The following is a 13,011-nucleotide window of genomic DNA, read 5'->3' as shown; positions in this document are numbered from 1 at the left end:
ACCGTCACCTTGTCATGCGCTCCGCGGGTAGTTCATCTCCCGCGCCATCACACTCTCTTGGTTACGAGACATAACTTAACTGGCCCAGATCCGAATGTCTACCCCAGCCAAGGGAGATTTTCTGTGCTGGGCTCCGACACCTCCGGGCGGCACGGCGACGTCAGGATCAAACCATTGACACCGTCACATAAGTAAAACTAAAGTCACTTTTAGTTACCGCTTCATGAGGAGTGACGATGGAATCGTTCGTGCACCTGCGCAAGGGCAACACCCCGCGGCGACTGCATGCGGACCTCAACGGCCTGAAGGATGACGAACTCGGCCGCGCCGGGTTCACCGGCCGCACCGCAAACATGTTCCGGCGCAACGACCCAACCGCCTATCGGTCGGTCGGTCCGTTGCGCCCGCTCGACGTGTTGTCCAGTGAGCTCAAACCCGGCGACGCCACCGATGCACACGGCGGTCCGCTGCTGATGTTCTCCAACGCCGACTGCCTCGTGCTGCTGTCTCGCCGCAGCCAGGAGATGCCGTTCTTCGTGCGCTACGTCGACGGTGATGTGTTGGCCTTCGTGCACACGGGTGCCGGCTTGCTGGAGACCGAGTTCGGCCCCCTGCGCTACCGCGCGGGCGACTGGGTCTACATCCCCAAGGCGTGCACATGGCGCCAGATCCCCGACCAGGAGAGCACCTGGCTGATGATCCAGGCGACCGACGAGTTCCGGGTCCCGCCGGCCGGCTACCTGGGCAGGCACTTTCCGTTCGATCCGTCGCAGGCCGTCATTCCCGATCCCGCGCCCATCGACGACGGCGTCGGTCCGCAGGTCGACGGCGAGTACGAGGTCCGGCTGATTCATGACGGCGGCCCGACAACGCTGTACTACCAACATCATCCGCTCGACGTCGAGGGGTGGCGTGGAGACAACTTTCCCTTCACCTTCAACATCGACGACTACAACGTCATCACCTCCGACAGTGTCCACCTACCGCCGACCGTGCACCTGTTCATGGAGGCGACCGGCGTCTACATCATGAACTTCCTGCCCAAGCCCGCCGAGGGCGTCGCGGGAACCGAGCGCACCCCCTGGTACCACCGCAATGTCGACTACGACGAGATCGCGTTCTTCCACTCCGGCTCGCTATACGGCATCCCGATGCCACCCGGACTGGTTTCGCATGCGCCACAGGGGGTTCACCACGGCGCACCCGAGAAGGCACGTGAACGAGCTCGCCGCAAGTTCGACGACTACGACCGAGTGGACTGGTCGGTGATCGCGATCGACACGAGGCGTCGACTCATCCCATCCGAAGAGGTTCTGGCCAACGATCTGGGGCAGCACTAGTGACCACGACAGAGAAGCCGGTGAAGCACGACTACGAGCGCATTCCGTATCTCGTTGCCTACCAGAACACCTCGGGTGTTCGCGACGTGTACGGCGGGGTCGCCGAGCTGGTGGTGCTGGAGAGCTACCTGCTGAAACCGAAGGACAAGCCGTCAGACACCGTGCTGGTGTTCATGCACCCCATCGGTGGTGGCGCCTACCTGCCGATGATCAACGGACTGGCGCGCGCGGGACACCACGTCATCTACTGCAACAGCCGCTTCCGCGGCACCGACTCCGCCCTGCTCATGGAGAAGGTCGTCGAGGATCTGGGTGAGTGCATCAAGGACGCCAAGAACCGCTTGGGCTACTCCAAGGTGGTACTGGCCGGCTGGAGCGGCGGCGGCTCGCTGTCGGTGTTCTACCAGCAGCAGGCGCAGAACCCCACCGTCACCGCGAGCCCGTCCGGTGACGGCCCCGACCTGACGAAGCTGGGGCTGATACCCGCCGACGCGATCATGTTGCTGGCCGCGCACATCAGCCGTCACGGCACCATGACCGAGTGGATGGACGCGTCGATACTCGACGAGTCCGACCCGGGAAAACGAGATCCAGAACTCGATCTGTACAACCCAGCCAACCCCAACCAGCCGCCCTACACGCGTGAGTTCCTGGACCGCTACCACGCGGCACAGATCGCGCGAAACCGTCGAATCACGGCCTGGGTCAAGGACAAACTGGCCGAACTCAGGAACTCGGGGCGGCCCGATGACGAGTTCGCGTTCGTCGTGCACGGCACCATGGCCGATCCCCGTTGGCTCGACCCGACCGTGGATCCCAACGACCGCGCCCCGGGCACCTGCTACCTGGGTGACCCGCAGGTGGTGAACAACAGCCCCGTCGGGCTGGCCCGGTTCTGCACGCTGCGCAGCTGGCTGTCGCAGTGGAGCTACGACGACGCCAACGGGGACGCCGTCAAGGCGGGCCCCGATATCGCCGTGCCCACACTGGTCATCGGCAACCTGGCCGATGACGCCTGTACTCCCAGCCACACCCGGCGGCTGTTCGAGGCGATAGGGCATCCTGACAAGGAGATGCACGAGATCCCCGGCGCGAATCACTACTACGCGGGCCCCGACCAACGGGACACGCTGCGCCAGGCCGTCGGCGTCGTCACTGATTGGCTGCACCGGCACGGGTTGAGCCGATGAGTGGGAATGTGACCGGTCCGCTGGACGGCATCCGCGTCATCGAGGTCGGCACGCTGATCTCGGGACCGTTCGCCGGCCGGCTCCTGGGTGACATGGGCGCCGAGGTGGTCAAGATCGAGCCGCCCGGTGCGCCCGACCCGCTGCGGACGTGGGGACAGGCCGAACTCGATGGGCACCACTTCTTCTGGACCGTGCACGCCCGTAACAAGAAGGCCGTCACGCTCAACCTGCGTGAGGCCAGGGGTCGTGAACTCTTCCTCGACCTCGTTGAGCGCAGCGACATCATCGTGGAGAACTTCCGGCCGGGCACCCTGGAGAAGTGGAATCTCGGCTATGACGTTCTGCGCGAGCGCAACCGCGGCATCATCCTGGTGCGCGTCTCCGGTTACGGGCAGACCGGGCCGGACGCGCACAAGGCGGGTTACGCATCGGTGGCCGAGGCAGCCAGCGGGCTGCGCCACATGAACGGCTTCCCCGGTGGGCCTCCCCCACGCCTGGCGCTGTCCCTGGGCGACAGCCTGGCTGGCATGTTCGCCGCGCAGGGCGCACTGGCGGCGCTGTACCGGCGCACCGTCACCGGCGAAGGGCAGATCGTCGATGCCGCGCTGACCGAGGCCTGTCTGGCGGTGCAGGAGTCGACCATCCCCGACTACGACATCGGCGGCGTGGTGCGGGGGCCGTCCGGCACCCGGCTCGAGGGCATCGCCCCGTCCAACATCTACCCAACCGCCGACGGCAGCTGGGTGGTCATCGCCGCCAACCAGGACACCGTGTTCCGCAGGCTCTGCGGCGCCATGGGCCAGCCCGAACTCGCCACCGACGATCGTTTCGCCAACCACGTCGCGCGCGGCCGCAACCAGGACGAGCTGGACAAGATCATCGGCGACTGGGCGGCGCAGCGGCAGCCTGCCGACGTCATCTCGACGCTGTCGGAGGCCGGTGTGATCAGTGGACCCATCAACACCGTCGCCGAGGTCGTCACCGATCCACAGATGCAGGCCCGCGGCATGATTGCCGATCACTGGGACGAACGCATCGGACGAAATGTGAAGGGTCCCGGTGTGATTCCCGTTCTGTCGCAGACACCGGGCACCATCCGCCGCGCCGGGTCGGCACGGCCGGGCCAGCACAACGACGAGGTCTACGGCGATCTACTCGGGAGGTCGGCCGAGGAACTCGATGCGTTGCGGGCGGAGGGAGTGCTGTGAATACGCTGGGTTCAATGAGCGGCCCGCCGCTGCCCGATCACGTGACGATCCGCGAGGTCTGCCTGCGGGACGGGCTGCAGATCGAGGACCCGATCCCGTTGTCGGCCAAGATCGAGCTGCTCGAGGCCGTGGTCGCCACCGGTGTCCGCGAGATCGAGGCGACGGCCTTCGTGTCGCCGTCGAAGGTGCCTGCGCTGGCGGACGCTGCGGCGCTGGCCGCCGAACTCGACCGCTTCCGGCAGTCCCACGACGTCGAGTTCTCCGCGTTGGTCGCCGGTCCCGGGGGCGCCGGACGCGCCGTGGCGGCGGGCATCGCATCGATCGAATACGTCGTGTCGGCCGCCGACGGCCACAGTCAGGCCAATGTCGGACGGTCGACATCGGACTCCACTCACCTCATCGCCGACATCACCCGCATCGCCCACGAGAACGACGCCACCATCGAGGTGATCATCGCGACGGCATGGGACTGCCCGTTCGACGGCCCCACCGATCCGCAGCGCGTGCTCGACATCGTCACCGCCGCGGTTGAGATCGGCGCCGACCGGATCGCCATCGCCGACACCATCGGAACGACGACACCGCGGCGGGTGAGCACGCTGATCGAGACCATCCGCCCCATCGTCGGCGACCTGCCACTGGGGGCGCACTTCCACAACACCCGCGGAGCGGGCCTCGCCAGCGCGTACGCCGCCGTCACGGCCGGGATCACCCGGCTGGACTCCTCGGTCGGCGGCCTGGGCGGCTGTCCGTTCGCCCCCGGGGCCAGCGGCAACATCGCCACCGAGGACCTCGTCTACATGTTGCGTGACAGCGGGATCGGTGTCGACGTCGACCTCGTGGCCGCGATCGATGCCGCCGCCGTCGCCCAGCGCGTCGTCGGGCACGACCTTCCCAGCGCGCTGCTGCGCGCCGGCGATCGTATCAGGGGCTGACCGACCGTGGCGCCGGACACGCTCACCCCGAAGGGCCGCCAGACCCGTGATGCCATTGAACTCGCGGCGCGAAAACTGTTCGCCGAACGCGGTTTCCATGGCACGACCCTGGCAGACATCACGTCGGCGGCGGGCAGGTCACCAGCGGCGTTCTACCGGTACTACGACGACAAGGAGGACCTGTTGGCGGTGCTGGCCGAGTCCTTCCTGCGTGACGTCGTTGCGCCCCTCGGCTCGCAGGTGCATCTGCCGGACTCCCCCGAGGACACCGACTTCTTCGTCTCGGTGGTGACGGGTTACTGGAACATGTTCAAGCAGAACATCGGCATCATGGTCGCCGTCGATCAGCTCGCCTCCGCTCAGGAGCGGTTCTCCGCCCTGCAGAACGAGTTCCGCAGGTTCGGCATCGACATCGTGCGCGCCTCTGTCCTGCGGGCACAGGAGCAGGGTTACGGCACCGACCTCGACCCCGAGCACACCGCGCTGGCGATCTCGTTGCTCTTCGAGCGGTTCACCACCGTCTACCTCCGGTCAGACGCGCCGACGTTGGGGGTTCAGACCACCGACGCCGACGCCATCAAGACGCTCTCCACCATCTGGAAGAAAACCCTCTACGGCTTCTAAGGAGAATCACTGTGGATTTCGCTCTGCCCGAACATCTCCCTGCTCTGCTCGCCGAGATGGACGCCTTCATCGAGGCGGAGATCAAACCTCTAGAAGCCGAGCACATGCAGTACTTCGACCAGCGCCGGGAGTACGCGCGAACCGACTGGGAGAACGGCGGCATTCCGCAGCGGGCGTGGGAGGATCTGCTCGACGAGATGCGCCGTCGCGCCGACGCGGCGGGCTGGCTGCGCTATGGCCTGCCGTCGCGCTTCGGCGGACGCGATGGCACCAACCTCGACATGGCCGTGATCCGGGAGCACCTGGCGCACAAGGGGCTCGGCCTGCACAACGACCTGCAGGACGAGTCGTCGATCGTCGGTAACTTCCCGCAGGTCATCATGATGGACCGGTTCGGCACCGACGAGCAGAAGCGTGAGTGGGGCGAAGCGCTGCTCACCGGCGAACGATCGATGGCGTTCGGGCTCTCCGAACCCGCCCACGGTTCGGATGCGACGTGGCTGGAGACCACCGCCGTCGCCGATGGCGACGGCTGGGTGATCAACGGGACCAAGCGCTGGAACACCGGTGTGCACCGCGCCACCCATGACCTGGTCTTCGCCCGCACATCGGGTGAGGCGGGGCAGGCCACCGGCATCACGGCGTTCCTGGTGCCCTGCGACTCACCGGGTTTCACCGTGCCGTTCTACTGGTGGACGTTCAACATGCCCACCGACCATGCCGAGGTCGTGCTCTCCGACGTCCGGGTGCCGGCTGACGCCGTGCTCGGCGAGGTGGATCACGGTCTCGAAGTCGGCCAGACCTTCCTGCATGAGAACAGGATTCGGCAGGCGGCCAGCAGCCTGGGTGCCGCCCAGTACTGCATCGACCGGGCCGCCCAGTACGCCTCCGAACGCGTGGTGTTCGGCAAACCCCTCGCCGTGAACCAGGCCGTGCAGTGGCCGCTGGTGGAACTGCAGACCGAGGCGCAGATGGTGCGCCTTCTGGTCCGCTATGCCGCATGGCACCTGGACCGCGACCACCACATGGAGGTGTCGGACAAGGTGTCGATGGCCAATTACCGCGCCAACCGTCTGGTGTGCGAGGCCGCCGACCGGGCCATGCAGGTGCACGGCGGCCTCGGCTACAGCCGGCATGAGCCGTTCGAGCACATCTACCGCCACCACCGCCGCTACCGGATCACCGAGGGAGCCGAGGAGATCCAGATCCGACGTGTCGCGCAGCGGATGTTCAAGTTCGGCTCGCGCAAGTGAGTCCCGAGGAACTCGCTCGCACGCTGGCCGCGGTGCTGGCTCCCTCCCTCGGTGAGGCCCGGGTGGACAATCTGAGGGTGCTCACGGGTGGCGCCAGCCGGGCGACGTGGGCGTTCGACGCAGCGACGGGTTCCGGTTCGCGTCCGCTGATCCTGCGCATCGGGCCACCCGACGAGCTCCACGCGGGTATGGAACTCGAAGCCGCGGCGCTGACCAGGGCAGGCGCCGAAGGTGCACCGGTACCGACCGTGCTGGTCGCATCCAATTCCGATGCCGCGCTGGGTAATCCATTCCTGGTCTGCGACTTCATCGGCGGCGAGACAATCGTCAGACGGATCCAGCGAGCGATCGACGACGCATCCCGCGACAGCCTGCTCACGCAGTGCGCCGACGCACTGGCAGCCATCCACCGGGCGGACCCCAACGGGATCGGCCTGACTGCCGCCGACCCGCTCCAGGAGTGGCACGCTCAACTCGACGAGATGGGCGACACCACGGCCACATTCGAATGGGCCTTCCGCTGGCTCGCCGCCAACCGTCCGCCGGCGTCCCCGAAGGTACTGGTGCACGGCGACTTCCGGATGGGCAACCTCATCATCGACACCGATGCCCGACCCGCCCGGCTCGCGGCGGTGCTGGACTGGGAACTCACACACTCCGGCGAGGTCTACGAGGATCTCGCGTGGTTCTGCATCAGGGCCTGGCGATTCGGCGCCCCGCGCAGCCTCGGCGCGGGTGGTCTCGGCAGCATCGAGAACCTGCTACGCGCCTACGAGGCGGCGTCGGGCAGCACACTGGACCGCGCGGCCATGCACTGGTGGATGGTGCTGTCCACATTGCGATGGGGCGTCATCTGCCGATATCAGGCGCAGCGCCACCTCTTGGGCCAGACACCGTCGGTCGAACTCGCCGCGATAGGCCGCCGGGTGTGCGAGACCGAGTTCGATCTGCTGACCCTGCTGGAGGTGTCATGACGGGACTGCACAACCGGCCCACCGCCGCCGAGCTGGTCGCCGCAGTCGCCGACTTCCTGGAGGGCGAGGTCCGTCAGGCCACTGGGCCCGATGGTCCGCTCGCCGACGCCGGAGCCGTCAACTTCCATGCCCGGGTCGCCGCCAATGTGCTGCGCACGGTCGAGCGCGAACTGCTCGACGACAGTGCGACGCCGGACCTACTCGGCTTCCCCGACGAGGCCGCGCTGGCCGCCGCGATCCGACGTGGTGACCTCGACGAGCGCAGCGCGGAGGTCGCACCCGCACTGCGCGAACTGGTGCTCTATCGGCTCGCGGTGTCTCACCCCGGATATGAGAACGAGTAACGACTCACAGACGCCGGGCCCGCGCCAACCAGGCGGGCTCGTCAACGAGTGCGCCGACGGGAAGCCCTATCGCCTCGGTGTGGGCCTGGCCGACGACACCGCGATAGGTCGTGGTGTCGAGCGCCTCCAAGTCCCAGCCGTGTGCGAACGCAGTGCGAATCTGCGCCTCGCTGACCCGAGGTCCAAAGCCGCGTCCCGCATCCGACAGCGCGAGCACGTGAGCGTGACCGCCCGGCTTGAGCGCGCCGTGCAGGCTCGCGACGTAGCGAGCCCGGTCGTCGTCGCCGAAGATGTGAAACAGTGCGCTGTCCAGGATCGTGTCGTAACCGCCGTCGGCGGGGAGGTTCATCGCGTCACCCACGTCGAAACGCGCCTCGACGTTCTTGGCCGCGGCGTTCGCACGCGCCTGCTCGACTGCGCTGGCGACGTAGTCGATGCCGAGCACGTCGTAGCCCAGTCCGGTCAGCAGGATCGTGTGCTCGCCGAGGCCACAGCCGGCGTCGAGGATCCTCCCGCTGATCCGGCCGGTGTGTTCGAGCGCGACGATCGCGGGTTGGGGCTCGCCAATGACCCAGGGTGCCGTCCGTGTCTCGTAGGCCTCGCTGAACCTGTCCTTTGCTGGTGTGGTCATGACGCCAGTCTGCTTCCTCAACCAAACTTGAGGTCAACCAACGAGGGGAACACATGAGCATGGCGGTCAAGCTCTTCAGCGCGATCGAGGCCGGCGACTACGAGACGGTCGCGGGCATGTGGGCCGACGACGTCCTGGTCTGGCACAGCGGCGGCACCGCCGACAACGACCGCGTCAGGGCGCTCAAGGTGATCCGCTGGTTCATCAACGTGACGACAGCGCGGCGCTACGAGATTCTCGACCGCCAGCACTTTGACGGCGGATTCGTGCAGCAGCACCTGCTCCACGCGGACGGGACCAACGGTGAATCGATCGATTTGCGGGTATGCATCGTGATCAAGGTGGGAGCCGACGGCCTGATCACCCGTATCGACGAGTACTTCGACCCGGCCGATATGGCCCCCCTGATGAATCGGTGAGGAGCGGATCATGGCGATGAGCGACTGGGCGGGTAGCTGGCAGCTGGACCCGCAGAGGTCGGAGGTCACCTTCCGCAGCCCCACGATGTGGGGCCTGTCCAAGGTCAAGGGCACGTTCACCGAGGTCGACGGCACCGGGAGGGTAACGGCACCCGGTGCGGTCGACGGACGCCTCCGCATACACGCGGCATCTGTGCGCACCGGCATTCGCAAGCGCGACGAGCATCTGCGGTCGGCCGACTTCTTCGACGTGGCCGAACACCCGACCATCGACGTGGTGGTTCACGCCGACGGCGCGACCAGAACGAACACCGTCGAACTGCACGCCGGGATGACCATCAGGGGTATCGAGCGGCCAGTCGACCTGCAGGTCGACATCGAGGAACTCCCCGACGGTGCGTTGCGCGTGGTGGCGCGGGCGGAGCTCGACCGCAGCGAGTTCGGCGTGAACGGGAATCTGATCGGCATGATGGGCGACATCACGAAGGTCGAAGCGGCCGCGGTGTTCGTCAAGCAGCCGTAGCATCGTTGTCGTGCCCTCCGGAGTGGACCCAGCCGCAGACCCTGCAGGCAGCATCCGGATTCTTGTCTACAGCGACAACGCCCGGACCCGTGACCAGGTGCGCTCCGCCCTGGGCAAGCGGGTACACCCGGACCTACCGGAATTGACGTACCTCGACGTGGCGACCGCGCCCGTGGTCGTGTCCACGATCGGCGAGGGCGGCATCGACCTGGCGATCCTCGACGGTGAGGCCGCTCCGGCGGGCGGTATGGGACTGGCCAAACAGCTCAAGGACGAGGTAGCCGACTGCCCGCCGATCCTGCTGCTGACGGGCCGACCCGACGACGCGTGGCTGGCTTCCTGGTCCCGGGCGGAGGCTGCGGTCTCGCATCCGATCGACCCGATCCGACTCGGTGAGGCGGTCGCCGCACTGCTCCGCACACTGGTCAATTAACCAGCACGAAACACTCTGCGGCCGTTCACTCTTCGCGTTCGTCGCGTTGAGGGATCCAGCCCCGCAGTGACACTTCCGATCCTATCCAAAATGCGTCGGGCCATCCGTTAACGAGACTAAGCTGTGTCGTAGCTCACATCGACAGCCCAACGAGGGAGCGACACGGCGGTATGAACTCATACATACCCATCCTGGTACTCGGTGCCATCGCGGCCGCGTTCGCGGTCGGCTCGGTCGGCATCGCGGTCCTCATCGGCCCGAGGCGCTACAACCGCGCCAAACTCGAGGCCTACGAGTGCGGTATCGAACCCATCGAACCGGGTTCGCCCAACAGCGAGGCCACCGGTCAACGGTTCCCGGTGAAGTACTACCTGACCGCGATGTTGTTCATCGTCTTCGATATCGAGATCGTCTTCCTCTACCCGTGGGCGGTGTCCTTCGACTCCCTCGGACTGTTCGCCGTCATCGAGATGCTGCTGTTCATGCTGACCGTCTTCGTCGCGTACGCCTACGTCTGGCGCCGCGGCGGACTGAGCTGGGATTGATCTGGATGGGACTCGAAGAACGCCTGCCGGGCGGGATCCTGCTGTCGACCGTCGAGAAGGTCGCCGGCTACGTACGCAAGGGGTCACTATGGCCCGCCACCTTCGGCCTGGCGTGCTGCGCCATCGAGATGATGGCCACCGCGGGGCCCAGATTCGACATCGCACGGTTCGGTATGGAGCGCTTCTCCGCCACCCCCCGCCAAGCCGACCTCATGATCGTCGCGGGCCGTGTCAGCCAGAAGATGGCGCCGGTGCTGCGGCAGGTGTACGACCAGATGGCCGAGCCCAAATGGGTTCTCGCGATGGGTGTCTGCGCATCATCAGGCGGCATGTTCAACAACTACGCCGTCGTGCAGGGCGTCGACCACGTGGTGCCGGTCGACATCTACCTGCCGGGCTGCCCACCACGCCCGGAGATGCTGATGAACGCCATCCTCATGCTGCACGCCAAGATCGCCGAGATGCCGCTGGGCGTCAACCGGGCCGAGGCCATCGCGGCCGCAGAGCAGGCCGCGCTCGCCTCCCGGCCGACCATCGAGTTCACGGGGTTGCTGCGGCCATGACCGAGTCGAACGGCACTACCAACGGCACTGGCACCGGCAGCCGCGACGCCGCGGGGCGCGAGGTGATCGACACGCGCCGAGGCATGTTCGGCGTGAGCGGCAGCGGTGACACGTCGGGCTACGGCAGGCTCGTCAGGGAGATCTCACTGCCCGGCAGTTCCCCTCGGCCCTACGGCGGCTACTTCGACGAGGTGGTTGACGGGCTCGCTGCAGCGCTCGGTGGCGACACCTTCGCGGCTGCCGTCGAGCGGGTTGTCGTGTTCCGCGACGAACTCACCCTCGAGGTGCGGCGCGAGCACCTCGTCGCCGTCGCGCGCACACTGCGCAACGATCCCGCACTGAGATTCGAACTATGCCTCGGCGTTTCGGGCGTGCACTACCCGAGTGACACCGATCGCGAACTCCACGCGGTGTACCCGTTGATGTCCATCACGCACAACCGCCGGATCCGCATCGAGGTGGCCGCGCCCGACTCGGACCCGCACATTCCGTCGCTGTACTCGGTGTACCCCACCACCGATTGGCACGAACGAGAGACCTACGACTTCTTCGGCATCGTCTTCGACGGCCACCCGGCGCTGACCCGAATCGAGATGCCCGACGACTGGGTCGGACACCCGCAACGCAAGGACTATCCGTTGGGCGGAATCCCGGTGGAGTACCACGGCGCCGAGATACCCCCGCCCGACGAGCGGAGGGCCTACAACTGATGACCACACACGACACAGACCGCGGCGAGACAGTCGTCACGGTCGGCGGAGAGGACTGGCAGGACGTTGTCGCCGCAGCCCGGGAAGCCTCGGTGGCCGGTGAGCGCATCGTGGTCAACATGGGTCCGCAGCACCCGTCCACCCATGGCGTGCTGCGACTGATCCTGGAGATCGAGGGCGAGACCATCACCGAGGCCCGGTGCGGAATCGGTTACCTACACACCGGGATCGAAAAGAACCTCGAATACCGGAACTGGACCCAGGGCGTGACGTTCGTGACGCGGATGGACTATCTGTCGCCGTTCTTCAACGAGACGGCCTACTGCCTCGGCGTCGAGAAGCTGCTGGGCGTGACCGACGACATCCCCGAGCGTGCCAACGTCATCCGCGTCCTACTCATGGAACTCAATCGGATATCCAGTCACCTGGTGGCACTGGCCACCGGTGGTATGGAACTCGGCTCGATGTCGGCGATGTTCTTCGGGTTCCGTGAACGCGAGTTGGTGCTATCGGTCTTCGAGACCATCACCGGACTGCGGATGAACCACGCCTACATCAGGCCCGGCGGCCTGGCCTCGGACCTACCCGACGAGGCGATCCCGCAGCTGCGGGAACTGATGGTGTTGTTGCCGAAACGTCTGCGGGACATGGAGAACCTGCTCAACGAGAACTACATCTGGAAGGCCCGCACCGTCGGCATCGGCTACCTCGACCTGACGGGGTGCATGGCGCTGGGCATCACCGGACCCGTGCTGCGCTCCACGGGGTTGCCGCACGATCTGCGCCGCGCCCAGCCCTACTGCGGCTACGAGAACTACGAGTTCGACGTCATCACCACCGACGAGTGCGACTCCTACGGCCGGTACATGATCCGGGTCCGCGAGATGCGCGAGTCGATCAAGATTGTCGAGCAGTGCATGGACCGGCTCACGCCGGGGCCAGTGATGATCACCGACAAGAAGCTGGCCTGGCCCGCCGATCTGAAACTGGGCCCCGACGGATTGGGCAACTCCCCCGATCACATCGCCAAGATCATGGGCTCCTCGATGGAGGCACTGATACACCACTTCAAACTCGTCACCGAGGGCATTCGCGTACCGGCAGGCCAGGTGTACGTCGCCGTCGAGTCCCCGCGCGGCGAGCTCGGAGTGCACATGGTCAGCGATGGCGGCACCCGTCCCTACCGGGTGCACTACCGCGATCCCTCGTTCACGAATCTGCAGGCGGTGGCGGCGATGTGCGAGGGCGGCATGGTCGCCGACGCCATCGCGGCCGTGGCGTCGATAGACCCGGTGATGGGCGGGGTGGACCGCTGATGA

General features: G+C 66.4%; 16 protein-coding genes. 15 read left to right on the top strand and 1 reads right to left on the bottom strand.

Features of this window, described 5'->3' with window-relative positions; all coding sequences use genetic code 11:
• Positions 1-236 precede the first annotated feature (236 nt).
• Genes ABIA65_RS17860 through ABIA65_RS17825 form a run of 8 tightly spaced genes read left to right on the top strand, consistent with a single transcriptional unit; the run spans position 237 to position 7,868 of the window.
• Positions 237-1,340 carry a homogentisate 1,2-dioxygenase gene (locus tag ABIA65_RS17860; protein ID WP_354524396.1) on the top strand — a complete coding sequence of 368 codons (1,104 nt, stop codon included), beginning with the start codon at positions 237-239 and terminating at the stop codon, positions 1,338-1,340.
• Positions 1,340-2,530 (top strand): alpha/beta hydrolase family protein, encoded by a 1,191-nt coding sequence (locus tag ABIA65_RS17855; protein WP_354524395.1) that lies wholly within the window; start codon positions 1,340-1,342, stop codon positions 2,528-2,530. Before ABIA65_RS17860 ends, ABIA65_RS17855 begins: the two co-directional genes overlap by 1 nt.
• On the top strand, positions 2,527-3,738 hold the full coding sequence (locus tag ABIA65_RS17850) for a CaiB/BaiF CoA transferase family protein (RefSeq protein ID WP_241400232.1): 1,212 nt from the start codon (positions 2,527-2,529) through the stop codon (positions 3,736-3,738). The genes ABIA65_RS17855 and ABIA65_RS17850 overlap by 4 nt, the downstream gene beginning before the upstream one ends.
• 14 nt (positions 3,739-3,752) lie before the next feature.
• The gene (locus ABIA65_RS17845; RefSeq protein WP_241400233.1) at positions 3,753-4,673 is read left to right on the top strand and encodes a hydroxymethylglutaryl-CoA lyase; all 921 of its coding nucleotides are present in this window, start codon (positions 3,753-3,755) and stop codon (positions 4,671-4,673) included.
• A gap of 6 nt (positions 4,674-4,679) precedes the next feature.
• On the top strand, positions 4,680-5,297 hold the full coding sequence (locus ABIA65_RS17840) for a TetR/AcrR family transcriptional regulator (RefSeq protein ID WP_354524394.1): 618 nt from the start codon (positions 4,680-4,682) through the stop codon (positions 5,295-5,297).
• Between the two features lie 11 nt (positions 5,298-5,308).
• Positions 5,309-6,550 carry an acyl-CoA dehydrogenase family protein gene (locus ABIA65_RS17835; protein WP_241400235.1) on the top strand — a complete coding sequence of 414 codons (1,242 nt, stop codon included), beginning with the start codon at positions 5,309-5,311 and terminating at the stop codon, positions 6,548-6,550.
• Complete coding sequence (locus ABIA65_RS17830; RefSeq protein WP_354524393.1) at positions 6,547-7,524, top strand: phosphotransferase family protein; 978 nt, start codon at positions 6,547-6,549, stop codon at positions 7,522-7,524. Before ABIA65_RS17835 ends, ABIA65_RS17830 begins: the two co-directional genes overlap by 4 nt.
• Positions 7,521-7,868, top strand: coding sequence for a DUF6285 domain-containing protein (locus ABIA65_RS17825; protein ID WP_354524392.1), 348 nt, complete (start codon positions 7,521-7,523; stop codon positions 7,866-7,868). The genes ABIA65_RS17830 and ABIA65_RS17825 overlap by 4 nt, the downstream gene beginning before the upstream one ends.
• A 4-nt stretch (positions 7,869-7,872) precedes the next feature.
• Here ABIA65_RS17825 and ABIA65_RS17820 read toward each other — a convergent pair whose 3' ends face one another.
• On the bottom strand, positions 7,873-8,499 hold the full coding sequence (locus tag ABIA65_RS17820) for a class I SAM-dependent methyltransferase (protein WP_354524391.1): 627 nt from the start codon (positions 8,497-8,499) through the stop codon (positions 7,873-7,875).
• Between the two features lie 53 nt (positions 8,500-8,552).
• Between ABIA65_RS17820 and ABIA65_RS17815 the strand changes: the two genes are divergently transcribed.
• The 7 genes from ABIA65_RS17815 (at position 8,553) to nuoD (ending at position 13,008) form a co-directional block, all read left to right on the top strand.
• On the top strand, positions 8,553-8,918 hold the full coding sequence (locus ABIA65_RS17815) for a nuclear transport factor 2 family protein (protein ID WP_354524390.1): 366 nt from the start codon (positions 8,553-8,555) through the stop codon (positions 8,916-8,918).
• Positions 8,919-8,928: 10 nt separating this feature from the next.
• Positions 8,929-9,441 carry a YceI family protein gene (locus ABIA65_RS17810; protein WP_354524389.1) on the top strand — a complete coding sequence of 171 codons (513 nt, stop codon included), beginning with the start codon at positions 8,929-8,931 and terminating at the stop codon, positions 9,439-9,441.
• 10 nt (positions 9,442-9,451) lie between these two features.
• The gene (locus ABIA65_RS17805) at positions 9,452-9,874 is read left to right on the top strand and encodes an Rv3143 family two-component system response regulator (protein WP_241400241.1); all 423 of its coding nucleotides are present in this window, start codon (positions 9,452-9,454) and stop codon (positions 9,872-9,874) included.
• A gap of 170 nt (positions 9,875-10,044) precedes the next feature.
• Positions 10,045-10,419 (top strand): NADH-quinone oxidoreductase subunit A, encoded by a 375-nt coding sequence (locus ABIA65_RS17800; protein ID WP_241400267.1) that lies wholly within the window; start codon positions 10,045-10,047, stop codon positions 10,417-10,419.
• A 5-nt stretch (positions 10,420-10,424) separates the two neighbouring features.
• Positions 10,425-10,982 carry a NuoB/complex I 20 kDa subunit family protein gene (locus ABIA65_RS17795; protein ID WP_241400268.1) on the top strand — a complete coding sequence of 186 codons (558 nt, stop codon included), beginning with the start codon at positions 10,425-10,427 and terminating at the stop codon, positions 10,980-10,982.
• Positions 10,979-11,692 carry an NADH-quinone oxidoreductase subunit C gene (locus tag ABIA65_RS17790; protein ID WP_354524388.1) on the top strand — a complete coding sequence of 238 codons (714 nt, stop codon included), beginning with the start codon at positions 10,979-10,981 and terminating at the stop codon, positions 11,690-11,692. Before ABIA65_RS17795 ends, ABIA65_RS17790 begins: the two co-directional genes overlap by 4 nt.
• Complete coding sequence (nuoD, locus tag ABIA65_RS17785) at positions 11,692-13,008, top strand: NADH dehydrogenase (quinone) subunit D (protein ID WP_241400270.1); 1,317 nt, start codon at positions 11,692-11,694, stop codon at positions 13,006-13,008. The genes ABIA65_RS17790 and nuoD overlap by 1 nt, the downstream gene beginning before the upstream one ends.
• Positions 13,009-13,011 lie beyond the last annotated feature (3 nt).

The sequence above is a fragment of the Mycolicibacterium sp. 624 genome (assembly GCF_040548615.1).
Taxonomy (GTDB): Bacteria; Actinomycetota; Actinomycetes; order Mycobacteriales; family Mycobacteriaceae; genus Mycobacterium.
Note: the sequence above shows the minus strand (reverse complement) of the source record. Positions and strands in the feature narration are given on the sequence as shown.

Coding starts and splice junctions, on each gene's coding strand:
- nuoD (WP_241400270.1), top strand. CDS start 11,692: ATGACCACACACGACACAGACCGCGGCGAGACAGTCGTCACGGTCGGC.
- ABIA65_RS17845 (WP_241400233.1), top strand. CDS start 3,753: ATGAGCGGCCCGCCGCTGCCCGATCACGTGACGATCCGCGAGGTCTGC.
- ABIA65_RS17815 (WP_354524390.1), top strand. CDS start 8,553: ATGAGCATGGCGGTCAAGCTCTTCAGCGCGATCGAGGCCGGCGACTAC.
- ABIA65_RS17850 (WP_241400232.1), top strand. CDS start 2,527: ATGAGTGGGAATGTGACCGGTCCGCTGGACGGCATCCGCGTCATCGAG.
- ABIA65_RS17810 (WP_354524389.1), top strand. CDS start 8,929: ATGGCGATGAGCGACTGGGCGGGTAGCTGGCAGCTGGACCCGCAGAGG.
- ABIA65_RS17820 (WP_354524391.1), bottom strand. CDS start 8,499: ATGACCACACCAGCAAAGGACAGGTTCAGCGAGGCCTACGAGACACGG.
- ABIA65_RS17800 (WP_241400267.1), top strand. CDS start 10,045: ATGAACTCATACATACCCATCCTGGTACTCGGTGCCATCGCGGCCGCG.
- ABIA65_RS17860 (WP_354524396.1), top strand. CDS start 237: ATGGAATCGTTCGTGCACCTGCGCAAGGGCAACACCCCGCGGCGACTG.
- ABIA65_RS17795 (WP_241400268.1), top strand. CDS start 10,425: ATGGGACTCGAAGAACGCCTGCCGGGCGGGATCCTGCTGTCGACCGTC.
- ABIA65_RS17825 (WP_354524392.1), top strand. CDS start 7,521: ATGACGGGACTGCACAACCGGCCCACCGCCGCCGAGCTGGTCGCCGCA.
- ABIA65_RS17790 (WP_354524388.1), top strand. CDS start 10,979: ATGACCGAGTCGAACGGCACTACCAACGGCACTGGCACCGGCAGCCGC.